Origin of the sequence: Anaerophaga thermohalophila str. Valhall, assembly GCF_000250735.1 — a bacterium.
In the GTDB taxonomy this organism is placed as follows: Bacteria; Bacteroidota; Bacteroidia; order Bacteroidales; family Marinilabiliaceae; genus Anaerophaga; species Anaerophaga thermohalophila_A.
On sequence record NZ_AHZV01000041.1, the window covers coordinates 1 to 18,842 of the forward strand.

Sequence of the window (18,842 nt, forward strand, 5' to 3'; positions counted from 1 at the left end):
CAACAGCCTGTTTTTTGTGAAAAAATGTCAAGTATTTCAGGAGCAGACTTATTGGTCTACAATAAGATTAAAAATATCATTATCTTTGAAGAAAAAACAGGTTATTTTTGTTGAGTTCATTCAATAGTCCTTAAAAAAACCTGAACGCAAAGACGCAAGGAGGCAAAGTTTTTATTAGTAAGCGAGTTATGGCTTGTATTATTAATGGTGCAAACAATTAATCATCAGACATTTGTAAAAGTTTAACTAAGTACTGTACCTTTAAACTCGCAAAAATTTTCACAATATGTGTGTCTGTTCAGAAAGTGCCAGTTGCAAGGCTTGCGAAGTCCGAAAATACGGAGTTTACTCATGGTAAATGAGTAATTTTCTGACAAGCGTAACGCAGCAAATGGTACTTTATGGGCAGACACTATTTAAACAATAAATGATATGAAAGACAAAACCCTAATTTTAAAGCATCTGCTGATAGCGGTTCTTATTTTTCCGCTAATGACCAATTGCTCCGATGAGGATGAAATAACTGATCCAACAACATCAGATACTGAGTCAGACACAGAAACACAAGAATTAGATGCACAAACATTGATGATCAATAATTTCATCGATGAAAATATGTCATTCTACTACTTTTGGAATGAAGAAATGCCTGATTTAGATCCTAAAAAAGAAGAAGATTCAGAAGAATATTTCTATAAGCTACTTAAAGAACCAGATGATAAATGGTCCTTTATAACAGATGATTATGAAGGGCTAATGAACTACTTCTCCGGGATACAGAAAAGCACAGGCTACTCTTTAATGCCGATGTATTTAGAGCAAGGCAGCAATCAGGTAATTGCTTTTATCGAATATGTACACAGAAATTCTCCTGCCAGTGAAGCCGGATTAGAACGTGGTGATATGATTTACCGGATTGACGGTCAAATCATGACGGATCAAAATTACTCGGATTTACTTAGTCGTGATATTTTTGATATAACTTTGGCAGAAATCCAAACAAATGAAGATGGTGATATTGAAATAATAGAACTTCCTGATGAAATACCAATGGTGGCAGAAGAGATCAATCTTCACCCTGTTATCGAGTCCACCATAATTGATACTCTTGATCATAAAATTGGATACCTTGCGTATTCTTCTTTTGTGTCCAATTACGACACAGCATTGGTCAACACTTTTAGTCATTTTAAAAGTGCAGGCATAACCGATCTGGTAGTTGACCTCAGATACAATGGTGGAGGATCAGTTTCAACTGCCGCCTTAATCGGTGACATACTGGTCCCACCCGGGAACGTTGGAGAAACCTTTATTGAAGAAGTATATAACGATTTGCTAACTGTAGCTTTCAAAAGAGAACCCGACTATGAGCCAGATGACTTCTTGATAAAGTTTGAACAAAATTCAAATAACCTTAACATAGACAAGTTCTACGTCCTGACAACTCCATCAACTGCATCGGCAAGCGAAATGGTTATTTACGGACTTGAGCCCTATATGGATGTTATTCAGATTGGTGAAACCACTCATGGAAAATATTATGCTTCTGCTACATTTTGGGACAGAGAAGAGAAAAAACATAATTGGGCAATCCAGCCTATTATACTAAGGTCAATTAACGCTACAAACAGTATTGATTATTCTAAGGGTCTTCCCCCCGACCACATTCTTGACGACCTATTTTATCTGATGCCCAACAAATATCAGTTGGGTGATCCGGATGAGTTGTTCATGGCAAAGGCCATTTCTCTGATTACCGGTGAACCGTTCATTTATGAAGATTTTGTGAATGGTTTAAAATCAGCCTCACCGAAGCCTGTCGAATCATACCGGCTCAGAAATAACCTTTATCCGGGAAGGTCCAGAATGTGGATAGATAAACCCGGATGGATGAAATAAAACGTTTTGAAACGAACATACAATGCTCGCTCAAAACAGGTTAGTTCTCCCCCTTTGTTTTTGAGAATTCCTCCCGCATCTGTTTCAAAAACCGGGAGGCATAAATAAATTCGTTCAATCTTGAATTATCTGAAGTTAGTATGTTTTCTTTTGTCCCTTCCCAACACTTTTCACCCTCCGATATGAAAACAACCTTTTCACCTATTCCCATCACTGAATTCATGTCGTGCGTGTTAACGATGGTTGTCATGTTATATTCCTTGGTAATCTCATAGATCAGCTCATCAATAACAATAGCCGTTCTGGGGTCAAGACCAGAGTTTGGCTCATCACAAAACAGGTATTTAGGATTGAGAGAAATAGCTCTTGCAATAGCAACTCTTTTCTGCATTCCACCACTCAACTCCGAAGGAAAGAGTTCATTAACATTTTCCAGGTTAACTCTGTTGAGGCAAAAATTGACCCGGTCGTCTTTTTCCGAGGCCGACATATCTGAAAAAACATCAAGCGGAAATCTTACATTTTCTCCTACAGTCTTGGAGTCAAACAGTGCCGACCCCTGAAACAGCATACCCATCTCTTTTCGAATATCCTTTCTGTTTTTCTCGGACATTCCCGAAAAGTCACGACCATCATAGATGATCTCACCCCGATCTATCTCGTGCAGTCCCACGATAGATTTAAGCAGCACTGTTTTCCCGGAACCGCTTCTCCCTATTATCAAATTTACTTTTCCAGGCTCGAACAAAGCCGATACGTTTTTCAATACTTCTGCTCCTTCAAACGATTTAAATACATTTTTGACTTCGATCATGCCAGCAACATTTGAGTAAGAATGAGGTTAAATAACAAAATCTGAATACTGCTTACAACAACAGCTCTGGTACTGCAACGCCCCACTTCAAGAGAGCCTCCGGAAGTATAATATCCCCAATAGCCGGAAATGGTCGCTATCAGGAATCCGAAAACGACCGACTTAATTAAAGAGTAAACAATATAAAAAGGGATAAAAGCATATTGAATACCGTAAATATACTCTGCCGAAGGAACAACCCCTGTAAACTCACCTGCAGCCCATCCGCCAAAAATACCTATTCCCATACTAATCATTACAAGAAACGGATTGATAAATACCATTGCCACCACCTTCGGAAAGACCAGATAACTGGCCGAATTAATTCCCATTACATCTAATGCATCAATCTGTTCTGTAACACGCATAGTTCCTATTTCCGAAGCAATATGCGACCCTACCTTGCCGGCAAGTATAAGAGATACAATTGTGGAAGAAAATTCCAGAAGGATAGTATCACGGGCTGCCACTCCCACCGTATATCTGGGGATGATGGGCAGTTCGATATTGTAAGCGGTTTGCAAAGTAATGACAGCTCCAATAAAAACAGAAATAATGGCTACTATCCCCAAAGAGCCAATTCCCAAATCATCAATTTCATCGATGATTTGCCGCATAAATATGCCGGGCTTAACGGGTTTACCAAAAACCCGGCCTAAAAACATAAAATACCGGCCCGTATGAAACAAAAAAGTCATCGCAAAATTTTTTTCTAAAAATAGTAACTAAATTAGTGGTACAAAACAAAATTTAACCAGATTATTCCGTGAGCTAAGTTATCCTAACTCAGATACCGCCGAAAAATACATATAAATTTCAACATAAAAATACCCTGGTGTTGTCTAATGCTTAAAATGAAGCATATTCGGTAAGCTATTTCATGCTTTATTTAATACCTTGTTTTTAGTGCAAAAGTTAATGTTGAAAAAGAAAAATAAACGGCATACTTTATGCAAGTCAGATTCAGCGAAAACACTCATTTTTTGTAAGATTAAACACTATTGTAATACATATTAAAATAATAAAAGATGAAAAACAACACTTATTGTGTCATAATGGCAGGTGGCATAGGCAGTCGTTTCTGGCCACTAAGTAAAACCAGTACACCAAAGCAGTTCCTCGATATCCTGGGTACAGGAAAGAGTCTTATCCGCCAAACCTATGAGCGGTTCGCACCTTTATGCCCAAATGAAAACATCATTGTAGTAACCAGTGGTGATTACAGCGATATGGTTCTGGAACATATTCCGGAACTAAAACCCGAACAGGTATTATCAGAGCCTTTCAGAAGAAATACTGCCCCATGTATTGCCTTTGCAAACAAATGGATTGAAGAGAGAAATCCTGATGCCAATATTGTTGTCACTCCTGCCGATCATCTAATCATTAACGAATCTGAGTTTCGACAAGCAATCGAGAATGGAATTGATTTTGTCAGCCAAAACGACGCACTCCTGACACTGGGGATAAAACCACATCGCCCGGAAACCGGGTATGGGTATATCCAGGCAGGAACCAACGATGACGATAACAGCAACTTCAAAAAAGTTAAAACCTTTACTGAAAAACCCAATGCAGAACTGGCCAGAGTATTTTTTGAGAGCGGAGAATTTTTCTGGAACTCGGGCATCTTTCTCTGGTCGTTAAAATCCATTAATAGCGCGTTCGACCTTTATTTAAAAGATGTAAAACAATTGTTTGATCCCCTTGAAGCATCTCCGGCGTTCGATATGAAAAAAATTGAAGATGTATATGCCGAATGCAAAAACATTTCCATCGACTATGGTATAATGGAAAAGGCAGAAAATGTATATGTTCAAACAGTTAATTTCGGATGGTCTGATCTTGGAACCTGGTCTTCACTGTATGAATATTCTGCTCAGGATAAGGAAGGAAACGCCATCATCAGCGGACAAGTTCTTCTTTACGATACAAATGGTTCAATTGTTAATGTCCCTTCCGGTAAAGTGGCGGTTATTCAAGGTCTGACCGACTATATAGTTGTAGATTCCGGTGATGCGTTGTTGATATGCCCGAAACAAAACGAGCAACAGATACGCCAATTTACCAGCGACATAAAAGCAGAGTTCGGTAAAGAATAATTACCGCTTTAATCAAAAGGGGGCTGTTGCAATTCAGCAGCAGCCCCCTTTTGACGTATGATGAGATAAAACAATTAATGCCCTAAAACTCCCATAAATCTTGTTCCCACTGGAATATTTCGTTTTCAATTCTTTTGGACTCCAGTATCGCTTCTTTACCAACCGTATATTCCTGAATGCCCCTGTTATCATAAACATTAGCTTCCTGGGCTATATAACTGCCAAAATACCGTTTGATGAAAATGTCATCAAAGCTCCTTCTTTGCGTATCATTTCGTGGGTTAAAAACTTCGTGCTGAGCCAACAATTCCCGAGCCTCAGGGAAATAAACCCAGAATACCATCTGCTTAACAACACCTCCTTCTATACCTTCTGCGCCTTCAAAGTCTTCATCAACATATTCTCTGATGGGACAAAGCCCCAGAATTCGAACATCCAGACGTGAATAGTTTCTGTCGAAATACCAAATTTCTTTAACCATAACCTGTTTCACCTCGTGTGTCCGTGCTCCCTGAACCACTTCCTGTTCTACTTGTGTCCCGTCAGCCTGGGTAACCACCACTGTTTCGGGACCGGCTCCCAACCTCTTGAGAATCTCACCTTCATCGTCCATTACAACTTTGAATTCATCGTTGGCATCAGGCGAATAAGCTGTTAATTCGCCTAACTTTCCATCGTTCGGATCATCACCAACAACACCTTTCAACAACAAATCTATAAGACTGTAGCGACCATCCATTGGTGTGGTAGGATAATATAAAGGGAGATTCATTTTTTCCCTTAAATCAATTATTCTCCATACCTTTTTCGACCACAGAACATCGGCTTCCCTTATACTAGGGTAAGGAATTGGCTTCCGGTTTTTAACGTGTTTTCGTTCAAACAGGCCGTCAATAGGAAGATTGTCTTCTGCTACGGGTTCTTGTTCCTGTGCAGTAAGGTTAGAACCGAGGATCCCCAGAAGACCTATCACCATTAATAAAAGAAGTTGCTTTCTCATCATAAAGAAATTTATACCATTCAAAATTTTATTCTATCTCAAAGTAAAGTTAATTGAACCCAAATCGCGAACTGAACCATCGGGTCCTTTGGCTTTGATATTATTAAACATCACCACACTTCCGGGCGAAGAATTATCAATCAGATCCTTCTGGTCTGTTGTAATAACAGCACTTTCACTGTCCTTAAATTGCAGATATCCGCTTCGGATGGTACTGACTGTGAAACTGACAACATTAAATTTCAGGTCAAAATCAAAATTATCCATTTCAGCAACTACAATTTCCTGAGCTTTTAGCAATGCCTTATCTATTCGGCCGCCTCTCATTCCGGCAACTGTGGCAACCGGATCAGGCACACGCTTAACACGGAACTCCTGGCTACCAAGGTTCTGAACCTTCCCGTCAACATTTGCCCTGACCGAAACGATACATTTTTTGCCAATAGCATTGGAATTGGGGTTTACGATATACTGGTTGCCGGATACTTTCCTCATTCTACCGTTGGTAATCCTGACATCCAGTCTCTCACTGGGAATACCCGGAGCAGAAACCTCAACCGGATTATCAACCCCAATATAGAAAACATTCATTTTAGTGGGAGAAATGACAACCCCGGGTTCGGAAACAATATACGAACCACTAACTTCCCTGCGTGTTAATGTTCCATCGGGTCCTACAATAGCAATCTCACCGCTCCATTGTTTTTCTCCTGTCGAGGTGGCTGGAACCTCATAAATGCCACGTCCGTTTTTGATGGGAAGGGTTTCACCATTCACTGTAACAACCGGTGGTTGGGTAGTGTCCCGCGCAGCAAGCATTATTTCAGCATAATAATTATCGCCGCGCATCACATATTCCGAACGCGGAACAACAATGGCTTCTATACTGTTAAAAGCAAAGGATCCTTCATCAATTTTTGCATACAAATACCGCACTACATCCGACTCCATATTTCTAACTTCACTCTGCAGCTGGCTCATCATGGCCATACTGGCGGCCAATGGTACATGCTCGAACTTTTCACTTTCCCAACTTTTTTCAACTCCCTCCTCTTTTGGAGGATCATGAGGTGTTAATGTCCGGTCAAGAGAGTTTAACAATGTCGTATCCTCTTCGTCTATCATTGATTTCAACACGTCCCTGAAATGTATAAAATGTTCCTTCAGCTTTTCACTCCGTTCTCCGCCTCTTTCGGTAATCATAATTTGGGCTGCCACATCCTGATTATCTATGGATTCATAGTTGTAGGGGGTAGCTTCTTCCCCATCGGCAGCCTGAACAATTTCATATTTTAAGTCTTCAATATGTTTATAGAGACTATCGGCTTCTTCCTTTACTTTTAAAGCATCGAAATATTTATCTCTTACCTTGGCTTCATTTGTTGCATAGGCACTTTGAAATTCGGCATAAGCAAGACTATTCTTCTTTTCCATCGTTTCGATGGTTTTCCTGATACTCTTGTCGACAAGCTCAAATGCCTGAAGCAATTCTCCGGAAACATTGAGAGCCAACATAGCCGTGAGCATAAGATACATCATTCCGATCATCTTTTGTCTCGGCGTTTCAGGACAGTTACCACCACTCATATCAATACAATGTCTTTAGGTTAGTTAATACTTCCTGTGTTATTTTGAGTTGCTCCCCATATTCATAGCACTGAGCATATTCCCATAAATGGTATTTAATTCTGAAACGGACTGGTTCAATTTGCTCAATTCTTCTTTATAGGCCTTTGCATCATCGACCGATTTATCGAATTGCTCATGAATGGCTCCCAATTTCTCTGTAACGTTTTTTGATGCTTCCATCTGAGCAGAGAAGCTTTTCAACTGCATTTCATAAACCGAGTTTATAGCAGTTAATTGTTTATTGGCCTCAGCAAGCTGCTGATTATAATTTTCAGCATTCCCGGTAACCTGACCTGCATTTTCATTAATGGTTTGGCTAAAGTTTCTGTAGGATGAAACCAGCTCTTTACCCGATTCTTCAATATCCCTGACAATAGTGTTTCCTGCTGCTGTCATATGCTCGGCAAGCTGCTTTCCCCCTTCAGCTACTTGTTGGGCTGCTGTACTGTAACTTTGACTCAAATTATCAATCTCGCGAATGCTTTTAGATTGAGAATTGGATAATTTATTGACCGATTCGGAAGCCATCTTCATACTTTGAAGATAACTTTCAGTGGCTAATGAAGCATCGCTCAGGTCTGATAATTGCCCGGTTGTTGCCGTTAATTTCCGGATTCCTTCTCCCAATTTTTCAACCACTTCCGGTTCCAGCGCACCACTTTCGATCAGAGCTGCAAGATCACTTCCCCCGGAACCTCCGCCACCACGACGACGGTCCTCTTTGGGCTCCAACCCTACCAACTCCGGATATACGATACTCCAATCCGGCATTTCATGTGGAGGTTCGAATGCCGAAAGGAAGAAGATAATAACTTCCGTTCCCATTCCAATATTCAGCATAAGGCCTGCCATTGGATAATGCTGAATCTTGAACAAGGCACCCAACAATACTAATGAGGCACCCCATCCGTATACTTTGGCCATAAACTTTTTATAGGCAGGACTCTGGACAAATTCTGAAAGACCCATAGAAACTAATTTTTCTTTTCCAAACCTTTAAAACTTAACTTCCTATATAATCACGAACACAACGGAATCCGATATAAGATTTTGCAGAATCCTGATATTCATAAGTGCGTGCACCATTCTGCAAAAAGTACCCTATATCTTTCCACGACCCTCCACGGATTACTTTTCTTTTCAAAACTTCCGGATCATCCGGTAACGCATTATATTTATAGGTAGGACTGATGTCGTGCATAAATCCATAAGCGGATTCATCATACGCACTTGAAGTCCATTCGGCTACGTTGCCAGCCATGTCAAACAAACCAAAATCATTTGGTGCAAAATTGGCCACTGCCATTGTATACATTCCGCCATCATCTCCATATCGGCCACGCAATGGTTTAAAGTTGGCCAGGAAACATCCCTGATTATTCCGGGTATAATAGCCACCCCATGGATATTTATTCTGATCCAGTCCGCCACGTGCTGCATATTCCCATTCTGCTTCACTGGGAAGGCGGTAATTCATTACCACGGACTCACCTTTACTGGCCAGATAATTATTTAATAATTGAGTACGCCAGATGGCAAATGCCGTAGCTTGTTTCCAGGTCACTCCGACTACCGGATATTCGTCAAAACCAGGATGCCAGAAATATTTTTCAGTAAGTGGTTCGTTAAACGAATAAGTAAAATCGGCAATCCAACACAGAGTGTCGGGATAAACCAAAACCTGATCGGTCATGATAAAAGCAGAACGGTCATCGATTTCACGTTCCTCTCCATACTGATCAAAAACGACCCCTTCATATTCCCTGGTATCAAAATTATACCGGTTGCTTTTTTTAGCTGCCTGTTGAAGATCAACCCATTGGTAGTCGTACACCAGCTTCCTTGTATCGATCTCCTTTCTCCTGAAAAAACGCTCGTTTTCAGGAAGATACATTTCTTCAAGAATGGGGGCATATTCCTCATCATCCCATTCAATTGGTTCGCTCCAGTTGAGATAAGGCGGATCGATGGGATTACCGAATTCATCCTCAGCAATTAAAAATTCTTCAAATTGCTGACCCAATAAACGCCGGGCAATAGAATCGCGAACCCAGTAAACAAACTGGCGATACTCTGTGTTGGTAATCTCGGTTTCGTCCATCCAAAACGAGGGTACCGATATCGTCCGCTTCTGTGAATTCATGGTATAAGCCATGTCCTCATCAGCAAGGCCCATATTAAAACTGCCTTGTGGAATAAAAATCATTCCGTATGGATCGGGCTCATAAAAAGCCGCTTTCCGTGACACACCGACGAGTTCTCCTCCACCGGATTTGCCACATCCGTATAAAAATGTGACGACGATGATACTTAGGGTAACTACTTTCTTCATAGTATTTCGGATAATCAATTTTGTTCCTGTTTATTATAAGAATCTTACACTTTTATATCTCTTGCTTTGCTTATTTATATTCAAATCGAACGAGTAACCGACAACTATTTCGTGTGAACCGTTACTCCCTGCTTTCGATAAAGCAGATGTTGAAATATCGTAACTGTATCCGGCCCAAACGCCATTGGATAATTTCAATCCCCCCATTAATACAATAGCATCCTGATAACGATAAGTAATTCCTGCCCAGTACTTATCTCTAAAATCAACATTCAGATTCCAGTCGATTTGCCAACTTCCACCTCCAACCCGGGCGTAAAATGACGGCTTCAGGTTATATCTGCGCTCGTTGGGGCTAATGGTATACCCTCCGGTTAAAAATACGGAGCGATGGATGTATACGTAAAAATCCTCCTGAAAGTTTGGTTCGGGCGCAAATAAATGCTGAATTCCCACACCGGCATACAACTTATCTCCCTGAAAAAAAGCTCCAAGGCCAAAATCCGGTGTAAATCCGCTTACTTCTTCGGCAGGTATTAGCGGATCATTTTCTTCGTGATAATCACTCTCCGGGATGACCACACCGGTACCATCGAAACTCTGACTAATCACTCCGGCCGATAAGCCAACTCCCAATCTGCCCACCGGAAGCAGGAATTGCCTTGCAAATGAGGCTTTAATAAACAAATTGGAAAACAATCCAATATTATCGTTCATCACTTCAAGACCAACGCCTGCTCTTTTCCCAAAAATATCAAGGGCTGCATCTGCGCCTGCTACCGTTGTAACCGGAGCTCCCTCCAGTCCTGTCCACTGGTTGCGGTTTGCCACTATCACATTCATCTGTCCGCTGCTGCCGGCATATCCCGGATTACCATTCAGCAGGTTGAACATATTCTGGCTAAACATTGGATCAAACTGGGCAAAAGCGTTGGATGATATGCAAAATAAAATAAAAAAAATAACACTCCCGCTTCCGGTCTTCTTAAAAACAGGGGTTACTTGTTTTAAAAGCAAAATTCGCAAAACAACCAAACAACTAATAAACAGGCCCTTGCAATTATTAAAAGAACGTATATTATTTGTGCTTTTAAATAAGTCCATATACTATATTTCCCCGGTAAAGGTTTCGTTTTTCATATAGAAACTCGAAATTATTGTTTGGTAATTTCATGATTACCGGCTATTCTGATAAAATGTCGCCACCAAATTTGCGGAAGCTCTTTATTTAATGCCAATTTATAGTCATCTGCATGGCATGGAACAATTTTACCACCCTTTGTGTCCGGCACGTTAATCCACCATCGGTCATTCCCCGGATTATGATAAAACTTCAGGGTTTCATCATATTCTTCAAGGTAAATCGCTTTCAATTCGTACTCCTCAATGGGTTTAAGAGGATAATCTCCTTCTTTGGCTCCACATCCTTCCAGAAAATGCCAAACCATCTGGGCAGCGGTCACTAGCGACATTTCATCCTCTTTATCAAGGCTTATGTCAAAGAGTCCTGCAACTTTCAACACATCACTTGCCCCTGCATACCATAACATTCTGCAGGCTTCTGCCTCCGAAAACCCGTTTGGCATTTTCCCTCCACGGGGAAGCGATGGTTGACCTTTAAGCGCACCAAAGTCAAAACTTAGCAAAGATGCATTTCTGATAAAGACCTCAAAGTAATCGATTCTATCAGCCCGTAAATCTTTTAAACGAACAACCGGGAAATGTAATTTATCCATAAAATCTTCCTGCTCCTTTGAGCAATAGTAGAGTTGAGTACCTAAAACGGATAAATCACCAATTTTATTTCCCGTTTCTTCTGTTAATTTGTGAATATAGGCAGAAGATGAGAAATCAAGTCTCTGAGGATCAACATCCAAAAAGGCATCTACAATAACTATATTTCCATCTTCTTCCTTCTTATCTAAAAACCTGCTTGCCGGCAAAGTTAAGTCCTGCGACCCGCCAATCAGAAAAACCGGAACACCTTTCAGATAGAGGTAATTTATTACCTCTGACAATGCATAATACCTGTCTTTCAATCCGTTGCCCTTTATATCTCCCAAATCGGCAATCGTGAGACCCGATGATACACTTCTCATTCCGTAAAGCCAGGTACGCACATGAGCAGGAACCTCCGGGAGTAAAGCGCGTGTGCTGTTTCTTACCTCAGGTATGCCTATGATGGCAACATCGAATTCATTATTTTCGAACCATTCAGATTCTCCGTTAAAAAATATTGTCTGGCCCCCGAGTGACGCTTCTTTTGAAATTCCCGGAAAGGCAACCCATGTTTTTTTCAATGGTTCCAGATAATGAACTATCTCCACAACATTAACTTAAGTTAAGTATTTTAATTTTTTTGGTCCGGGTCTTTGCCTGTTTTCCTGATTTTGTCCCCGGTTTCTTCTTACTTTTCCCCTTTTCTCTCTTAGTTTTATATCCTTCTTCTATCAATTTAAGACACTCCTCATAGCTTAATGCAGAGGCTTCTTTATCCTTTGGGATTTTATAATTTTTCTTTTTAAAACTGATGTATGGCCCCCAACGACCATTAAGGATTTGCAGGTCTTTGTTTTCTTCAAACGTCTTAATGGTTTTTTTATTGTCTCTTTCTCTTTTCTCCTCAATCAGTTCTATTGCACGGTCGAGACCTATGGTTAAAGGATCATCAATTCCCTTTTTCAGGGAAACAAATTTCCCGTCGTGTCTCACGTAAGGTCCGAACCGGCCAACCCCGACTACCACTTTCTTGTTTTCATAAGTACCTAATTCCCGGGGAAGATCAAATAATTTCAGTGCTTCTTCAAAAGTTATGGTTTCGATGTGTTGTTCTCGTGTAAGTGGTGCATAGCGCGGTTTTTCTTCGTCATCAGAACGACCGAGCTGTGCCATTGGTCCAAACCGGCCGATACGAACACTGACCTGTTTCCCCGTTTTGGGGTCTGTCCCCAGAATCCGTTCTCCGGTTTTGCGTTCCGATTTCTCCAGGGTTTCCTCTACCTGCTGATGAAATGGTTTGTAAAAATCATCAATAGCTCTGTGCCATTCTACTTTACCCATTGCAATTTCGTCGAATTCCTGTTCCACCTGCGCGGTAAAATCATAACTCACAATATTGGGAAAGTAGTTGACGAGAAAGTCGTTTACAACCATAGCAATATCGGTGGGAAACAGTTTGTTCCGTTCGGCATTGGCCACCTCTGTTTTTTCTTCCTGCTGAACTTTCCCCCCTTCGATCCATAGATACTGATATTTGCGCCTTTCACCTGTTCTGTCCTCCTTAACCACGTATCCACGCTGCTGAATGGTGCTGATGGTAGGTGCATAGGTAGACGGGCGTCCAATTCCCAGTTCTTCCAACTTGCGCACAAGACTGGCCTCAGAGTAACGAGGCGGTTTTTGAGAGAATCTTTGGCGGGCTTCCAGTTTTTTCATTTTAAGAAGGTCATTTTCTTTCATCGGTGGAAGGAATGCAGCAGACTCTTCGTCTTCTTCCTGATCAGTCGATTCTATATAAACCTTCAGAAAACCGTCAAATTTCACCACTTCCCCTGTTGCTACAAACTGATGTTTCTGTCCGGGAACATCTATATTCACCGTTGTCTTTTCGATGATGGCATCACTCATTTGTGAGGCCAGCGTGCGTTTATATATCAGGTCATAAAGTTTTTGCTCGGCAGATGTTCCCGAAACGGAAGCCCTGTCGGGATAGGTTGGCCGAATGGCCTCGTGCGCTTCCTGGGCACCTTTAGATTTTGTTTTATACTGCCTGACTTTAACATATTTCTCACCCATTTCGGATTTGATGGATGAAACAATCGAACCAATGGCCGACTTTGCGAGGTTGACAGAGTCGGTCCTCATATAAGTAATTTTACCGGCTTCATATAATCGCTGAGCAACCGACATGGTTTGACCAACGCTAAATCCAAGTTTTCGTGCGGCTTCCTGTTGCAATGTTGAAGTCGTAAAAGGGGCTGCAGGCGACTTCACCGAAGGCTTTTGGATAACAGACCGTACCCTGAATTCAGTACTTATACATCTCTCGAGAAATTCGCGAGCCTCTTCTGCAGTTTTGAAACGATGATTCAGCTCGGCTTTAAACTCACTTCGTTTACCATTTTCGTCAACTGAAAAAATAGCGGATACCCTAAATGAAGACTCGGCCTTGAAATCGAATATTTCCCGTTCACGTTCTACCAGCAGACGTACAGCCACAGACTGTACCCTTCCGGCCGAAAGTGAAGGTTTCACCTTTTTCCAAAGAACCGGGGATAGTTCAAACCCCACCAGGCGATCCAATACACGACGTGCCTGTTGGGCGTTAACCAGATTATGATCTATGCTGCGGGGATTTTCTATCGCTCTAAGAATAGCATCTTTGGTTATCTCATGAAAAACAATTCTTCGTGTGTTGTCCGGTGAAAGGTTTAGAACTTCACTCAAATGCCAGGCTATGGCTTCTCCCTCACGGTCTTCATCGGAAGCCAGCCAGACAGTACCAGAGTTTTTTGCCAAAGATTTCAGCTCTTTTACTACTTCCTTTTTATCATCAGAAATTATGTATTGCGGCTGATAGTTGTTGTTGATATCAATTCCGAAATCCTTCTTTGCCAAATCCCTGATATGCCCGAAGCTGGATTTAACCAAAAAATCCTTTCCTAAAAATTTCTCAATCGTCTTGGCCTTTGCAGGCGATTCCACAATAACCAGATTCTCTTCTGTCATCTTTTCTTTTTTCGCCATTTTTTATCGTTTTATTTTTGCCCTCCTCTGTATTTTAATTAGTGTTTGTCCATAAAGTGTCATTTACTGTGTTACGCTCGTCAGAAAATTACTCATTTACGATGAGTAAACTCCGTATTTTCGGACTTCGCAAGCCTTGTAAATGACACTTTCTGAACAGACACGCACTAATTACTCATCCGGGCTCTACATTATATATTATATCGAGGGGGGACAAATTTATAAAATATTGTTAACAGCAATCAAGTTATTTTCTCCAAAGCCAATTTATACCTGATTTACTACTCCTGCAAAGCAGATAAATCCACAACTGAATGACTCTTTTCATAGGAGACTCATTAACTTCATACTTGAATCCGGGGATTTTAGTTTCCTTATTTTTTGTATTTTTACAAATTCAATCTTTGGAGCAAATTTTGCATGGTAAGTAATAACAACATCACCATAAACGTTAGGAAATGCAAAGTTTAAACAATATCTTCTGATGGAAAAAAATCTTCTGCAAAAATATATTCGCTGGCTTTATGGCTTATTTTTGGGGCTGGTAGGCTTTTCAATCCTGCTGTTTTTTTTGATTTCAATTGGCGGACTGGGCTTTATGCCAAGTTTTGAAGAACTTGAGAATCCCAAAACAAATCTTGCCACAATACTTTATTCTTCCGACCATGAAGTGCTTGGTAAATATTTTCGGGAAAATCGGACCAATGTTACGTATGATGAATTAAACCCTCATGTAATCAATGCGCTGATATCCACCGAAGACATTCGGTTTTACAGGCATTCGGGGATTGATGCCCGCGGATTGGGAAGGGTTTTGTTCCGCACCATCATTATGGGAGAAAAGAGTTCGGGCGGTGGCAGTACCATTACCCAACAGCTTGCCAAACTTCTTTTTCACGATCCGGCCAGAAATCTCTGGCAGCGAAGTCTGCAAAAACTTAAAGAATGGGTTATTGCCGTAAAGCTGGAACGCAGTTATACCAAACAGGAAATTCTTACGATGTATTTGAACAAAGCCCCGTTCATTTACGGAGCGTATGGTATTGAATCGGCAGCCCATACTTTTTTCAGCAAACCGCTGGATTCTATACAGGTTGAAGAAGCCGCCACTTTAATCGGTATGCTGAAAAACCCTTCTCTTTACAACCCCATTCGCAGGCCGGAACTTACTCAGGCCCGTCGAAATGTGGTACTTGGACAGATGAGAAAAGCCGGTCACATTGCACCTGAAGAATTTGACAGTTTAAAGATGCTCCCGCTGAGTATCAATTTTCAGAGAGATGACCACATCCATGGTCTGGCACCCTACTTTCGCGAATACCTTCGTCTGGTATTAACAGCCGAAAAACCGGAAAGAGAAAATTACGCATCCTGGCAGGAGCAACAATTCATAGAAGACAGTACGGCCTGGATAGAAGACCCTCTTTTTGGATGGGTAAATAAAAACCTGCAAGCTGACGGAACAAAATACGATATTTACAAAGACGGCTTACGTATATATACAACCATAGACAGCCGGCTTCAGCAATATGCAGAAGAAGCCATGAAGCAGCATCTGGGTGAAGAGCTACAGCCCACCTTTTTCAGGGAAAAGAAAGGACGGCCGCGGGCTCCATTCACCAAAAATATTACCCGGGAGCAATATGAATCCATCATCAACCGTTCCATTCGCAATTCCGACCGATACAGGTATTTACGGGAAAAGGGTATTGAATGGGATTCCATAATGACCATCTTTAAAATACCGGTAGAGATGGAGGTTTTCTCATGGAAAGGCGATATTGACACCATCATGAGTCCACTGGATTCCATTCATTATTATAAGTCGTTCTTAAGGGCCAGCCTGCTCTCCATGGACCCGCAATCAGGACACGTAAAAGCTTATATCGGCGGCCCCAATTATGAGCATTTCAAATATGATATGGTTTCCATGGGGAAAAGACAGGTAGGTTCCACAATTAAACCTTTTGTCTACACACTGGCCATGCAGGAAGGGCTCACTCCCTGCGACATGGTTCCCAACATTCCGCAAACTTTTCATCTTCCCACCGGTAAAACATGGACGCCCAGAAATTCAGGGTCGGCCAGAGCCGGTGAAATGGTTTCGCTCAAATGGGGACTCGCCAATTCCAACAACAATATTACCGCCTGGATATTAAAACAATTTAATCCTGAGGCAGTTGTCAATATAATTCACGATCTTGGAATAGAAAGTCCTATGGATCCTGTACCATCCATTGTACTGGGTGTGCCTGAGTTCGGCCTCGATGAAATTGTTTCTGCTTATTGCACCTATGCCAATAAAGGTGTTCATGTTGACCCTTTGATGGTAACGCGCATTGAAGACCGGTTTGGGAATGTCATTTCAAGTTTTACACCCCGGAAACAGGAAGTGTTAAGCGAAGAAGCGGCCTTTCTGATGCTTAATCTTCTGGAAGGAGTTGTCAATCAGGGAACAGCCATCAGATTAAGGCTAAGGTACAATTTCGAAGCCCAGATAGGAGGCAAAACCGGAACCACCCAAAATCATTCCGACGGATGGTTTATGGGGGTCACTCCCAACCTCGTATCCGGGGTATGGGTAGGCGGCGATGACCGCGACATCCATTTCGACAATCTTTATTACGGACAGGGAGCCAACACAGCTTTGCCAATCTGGGCACTGTATATGAAACAGGTATATGAAGATGAAGAAATACCCATTACGCCTGAAGACACATTTGAAGAACCTGCTAATTTCAATATCGATTTGGAATGTCCCGATGAACATATTCCCGCGAATGAAGAACAACTCGAAGGAGGTGATACAACCATTTATGAAGAAGAATTTTTCTAATCAAAACTTCGCATGGTATAATAAGCAGCTCAGGAAAACAAGAATCTGAATGCCTCTTCAATCTTTGCTGCCTGAACAACTTTAATATCGAAGTTTTCAAAACTGACCCCGCGGTTGTATTTGGGTACAATAATAGACTTAAACCCCAGTTTTTCAGCTTCACTTACGCGCTGTTCGATGCGGGTAACCGGCCGGATTTCTCCGGAAAGGCCAACTTCTCCGGTCAGGCAAATCTCGCGCGGAACGGTCAGGTCGGTATTGGATGACAAAACAGAGGCAACCACCGCAAGGTCAATGGCCGGGTCGCTCACTTTTAGACCACCGGCAATGTTCAGGAAAACATCTTTGGCTGCCAGTTTAAATCCGGCACGTTTTTCCAGGACAGCCAGCAACATATTCAATCGACGCAGATCAAACCCGGTTGAAGACCGTTGTGGTGTACCATAAGCTGCTGTGCTGGCAAGGGCCTGAACTTCGATCATAAACGGACGAATCCCCTCTAACGCAGCAGCGATGGCAATGCCACTCATCTCTTCTTCATGATGAGCCAAAAGCATTTCCGAGGGATTACTGACTTCCCTGAGGCCGTCGCCCAGCATCTCGAATATGCCGATTTCAGAAGTTGAACCAAAGCGATTTTTTACGGCTCTCAGAATACGATACATATAATGCCGGTCACCCTCAAACTGCAAGACCACATCCACAATGTGTTCAAGCACTTTAGGCCCGGCAAGGTTGCCCTCCTTATTGATATGCCCGATCAACAACACAGGGATATTCTTCTCCTTGGCAACTTTTAAAATAGATGCTGTACATTCCCTTATTTGCGACACGCTACCGGGAGCCGACTCAAGCGTCTCCCGTTCCATGGTCTGAATACTGTCAATAATAACCAGACCTGGATCCTCATGTTCGATATGGTTCACAGTCTGCTCCAGAGATGTTTCTCCCACAAGCAGGCAATGGTCACCATTCACATCACTCAGCCGGTCGGCCCGAAGCTTGATCTGCTGCGGACTCTCCTCCCCCGACACATAAAGTATTTTGCGGGTATCGAGCTTCATAGCCATTTGCAAAACAAGCGTTGACTTCCCGATGCCCGGTTCACCTCCCAAAAGAACCAGAGAACCGGGAACCAGTCCACCTCCAAGTACCCGGTTCAACTCTTCTATGCGGGTATCAATTCTGGGTACATCATCCACAAACACAGAAGAAACCGGGACAGGCTTTTGCTTTTCTTTCCCAAAGGTGAGCGACAATCGCTTGTCTTTGTTTTTCCCTGTAATGGCCACTTCTTCTACAAAAGTGTTCCATTCACCACAGGCATAGCATTTCCCCATCCATTTGGGCGATTCGGCACCGCAATTCTGACAAACGAATACAGTTTTGTTTTTGGCCATAGTCGAGGTGATTTTAATACAAACTTAAACTTTTTTGTATTCCGT

The 18,842-nt window shown here is 41.9% G+C and carries 13 protein-coding genes; 3 read left to right on the plus strand and 10 right to left on the minus strand.

The annotated features are described in order from the left end of the window. The first annotated feature begins 432 nt into the window (after window positions 1-432). Window positions 433-1,899 carry a S41 family peptidase gene (locus OQ5_RS0101565; RefSeq protein WP_016775804.1) on the plus strand — a complete coding sequence of 489 codons (1,467 nt, stop codon included), beginning with the start codon at window positions 433-435 and terminating at the stop codon, window positions 1,897-1,899. Between the two features lie 40 nt (window positions 1,900-1,939). Here the strand turns inward: OQ5_RS0101565 and OQ5_RS0101570 are convergent, their stop codons facing one another. Both OQ5_RS0101570 and OQ5_RS0101575 read right to left on the minus strand, forming a co-directional pair. Then, window positions 1,940-2,713 carry an ABC transporter ATP-binding protein gene (locus OQ5_RS0101570; protein ID WP_016775805.1) on the minus strand — a complete coding sequence of 258 codons (774 nt, stop codon included), beginning with the start codon at window positions 2,711-2,713 and terminating at the stop codon, window positions 1,940-1,942. Continuing rightward, complete coding sequence (locus tag OQ5_RS0101575) at window positions 2,710-3,450, minus strand: MlaE family ABC transporter permease (RefSeq protein ID WP_016775806.1); 741 nt, start codon at window positions 3,448-3,450, stop codon at window positions 2,710-2,712. The genes OQ5_RS0101570 and OQ5_RS0101575 overlap by 4 nt, the downstream gene beginning before the upstream one ends. A gap of 330 nt (window positions 3,451-3,780) precedes the next feature. Here OQ5_RS0101575 and OQ5_RS0101580 point away from each other — a divergent pair, with 330 nt between their 5' ends. Next, window positions 3,781-4,854 carry a mannose-1-phosphate guanylyltransferase gene (locus tag OQ5_RS0101580; RefSeq protein WP_016775807.1) on the plus strand — a complete coding sequence of 358 codons (1,074 nt, stop codon included), beginning with the start codon at window positions 3,781-3,783 and terminating at the stop codon, window positions 4,852-4,854. A gap of 82 nt (window positions 4,855-4,936) precedes the next feature. On the opposite strand, the gene gldN is transcribed toward OQ5_RS0101580, so the two are convergent. From gldN to topA, 7 genes are read right to left on the minus strand one after another with little or no spacing between them, the layout of a single operon-like run. Then, complete coding sequence (gldN, locus tag OQ5_RS0101585) at window positions 4,937-5,854, minus strand: gliding motility protein GldN (protein WP_026055066.1); 918 nt, start codon at window positions 5,852-5,854, stop codon at window positions 4,937-4,939. 33 nt (window positions 5,855-5,887) lie between these two features. After that, window positions 5,888-7,441 (minus strand): gliding motility protein GldM, encoded by a 1,554-nt coding sequence (gene gldM / locus OQ5_RS0101590; RefSeq protein WP_082179441.1) that lies wholly within the window; start codon window positions 7,439-7,441, stop codon window positions 5,888-5,890. Between the two features lie 39 nt (window positions 7,442-7,480). After that, the gene (gene gldL, locus OQ5_RS0101595; protein WP_016775810.1) at window positions 7,481-8,452 is read right to left on the minus strand and encodes a gliding motility protein GldL; all 972 of its coding nucleotides are present in this window, start codon (window positions 8,450-8,452) and stop codon (window positions 7,481-7,483) included. A gap of 34 nt (window positions 8,453-8,486) precedes the next feature. Then, window positions 8,487-9,815: a gliding motility-associated lipoprotein gene (locus tag OQ5_RS0101600; protein ID WP_016775811.1), complete on the minus strand. Its 1,329-nt coding sequence runs from the start codon at window positions 9,813-9,815 to the stop codon at window positions 8,487-8,489. Between the two features lie 33 nt (window positions 9,816-9,848). After that, the gene (locus tag OQ5_RS0101605; RefSeq protein WP_016775812.1) at window positions 9,849-10,919 is read right to left on the minus strand and encodes a PorP/SprF family type IX secretion system membrane protein; all 1,071 of its coding nucleotides are present in this window, start codon (window positions 10,917-10,919) and stop codon (window positions 9,849-9,851) included. A gap of 50 nt (window positions 10,920-10,969) precedes the next feature. Then, entirely contained in the window at window positions 10,970-12,142 is a 1,173-nt protein-coding gene (locus tag OQ5_RS0101610) for an arginase (protein ID WP_016775813.1), read from the minus strand. A 4-nt stretch (window positions 12,143-12,146) separates the two neighbouring features. Continuing rightward, window positions 12,147-14,561 (minus strand): type I DNA topoisomerase, encoded by a 2,415-nt coding sequence (gene topA / locus OQ5_RS0101615; protein WP_016775814.1) that lies wholly within the window; start codon window positions 14,559-14,561, stop codon window positions 12,147-12,149. A gap of 484 nt (window positions 14,562-15,045) precedes the next feature. On the opposite strand from topA, the gene OQ5_RS0101620 reads away from it, so the two are divergent. Continuing rightward, window positions 15,046-17,397 carry a penicillin-binding protein 1A gene (locus tag OQ5_RS0101620; protein ID WP_016775815.1) on the plus strand — a complete coding sequence of 784 codons (2,352 nt, stop codon included), beginning with the start codon at window positions 15,046-15,048 and terminating at the stop codon, window positions 17,395-17,397. Between the two features lie 29 nt (window positions 17,398-17,426). Here OQ5_RS0101620 and radA read toward each other — a convergent pair whose 3' ends face one another. Continuing rightward, window positions 17,427-18,797, minus strand: coding sequence for a DNA repair protein RadA (gene radA, locus OQ5_RS0101625; RefSeq protein WP_016775816.1), 1,371 nt, complete (start codon window positions 18,795-18,797; stop codon window positions 17,427-17,429). Window positions 18,798-18,842: the final 45 nt, after the last annotated feature.

Excerpts from the sequence above, each read along its gene's own strand:
- OQ5_RS0101565 (WP_016775804.1), top strand. The coding sequence starts at position 433 with ATGAAAGACAAAACCCTAATTTTAAAGCATCTGCTGATAGCGGTTCTT.
- OQ5_RS0101570 (WP_016775805.1), bottom strand. The coding sequence starts at position 2,713 with ATGATCGAAGTCAAAAATGTATTTAAATCGTTTGAAGGAGCAGAAGTA.
- OQ5_RS0101575 (WP_016775806.1), bottom strand. The coding sequence starts at position 3,450 with ATGACTTTTTTGTTTCATACGGGCCGGTATTTTATGTTTTTAGGCCGG.
- OQ5_RS0101580 (WP_016775807.1), top strand. The coding sequence starts at position 3,781 with ATGAAAAACAACACTTATTGTGTCATAATGGCAGGTGGCATAGGCAGT.
- gldN (WP_026055066.1), bottom strand. The coding sequence starts at position 5,854 with ATGAGAAAGCAACTTCTTTTATTAATGGTGATAGGTCTTCTGGGGATC.
- gldM (WP_082179441.1), bottom strand. The coding sequence starts at position 7,441 with ATGAGTGGTGGTAACTGTCCTGAAACGCCGAGACAAAAGATGATCGGA.
- gldL (WP_016775810.1), bottom strand. The coding sequence starts at position 8,452 with ATGGGTCTTTCAGAATTTGTCCAGAGTCCTGCCTATAAAAAGTTTATG.
- OQ5_RS0101600 (WP_016775811.1), bottom strand. The coding sequence starts at position 9,815 with ATGAAGAAAGTAGTTACCCTAAGTATCATCGTCGTCACATTTTTATAC.
- OQ5_RS0101605 (WP_016775812.1), bottom strand. The coding sequence starts at position 10,919 with ATGGACTTATTTAAAAGCACAAATAATATACGTTCTTTTAATAATTGC.
- topA (WP_016775814.1), bottom strand. The coding sequence starts at position 14,561 with ATGGCGAAAAAAGAAAAGATGACAGAAGAGAATCTGGTTATTGTGGAA.
- OQ5_RS0101620 (WP_016775815.1), top strand. The coding sequence starts at position 15,046 with ATGGAAAAAAATCTTCTGCAAAAATATATTCGCTGGCTTTATGGCTTA.
- radA (WP_016775816.1), bottom strand. The coding sequence starts at position 18,797 with ATGGCCAAAAACAAAACTGTATTCGTTTGTCAGAATTGCGGTGCCGAA.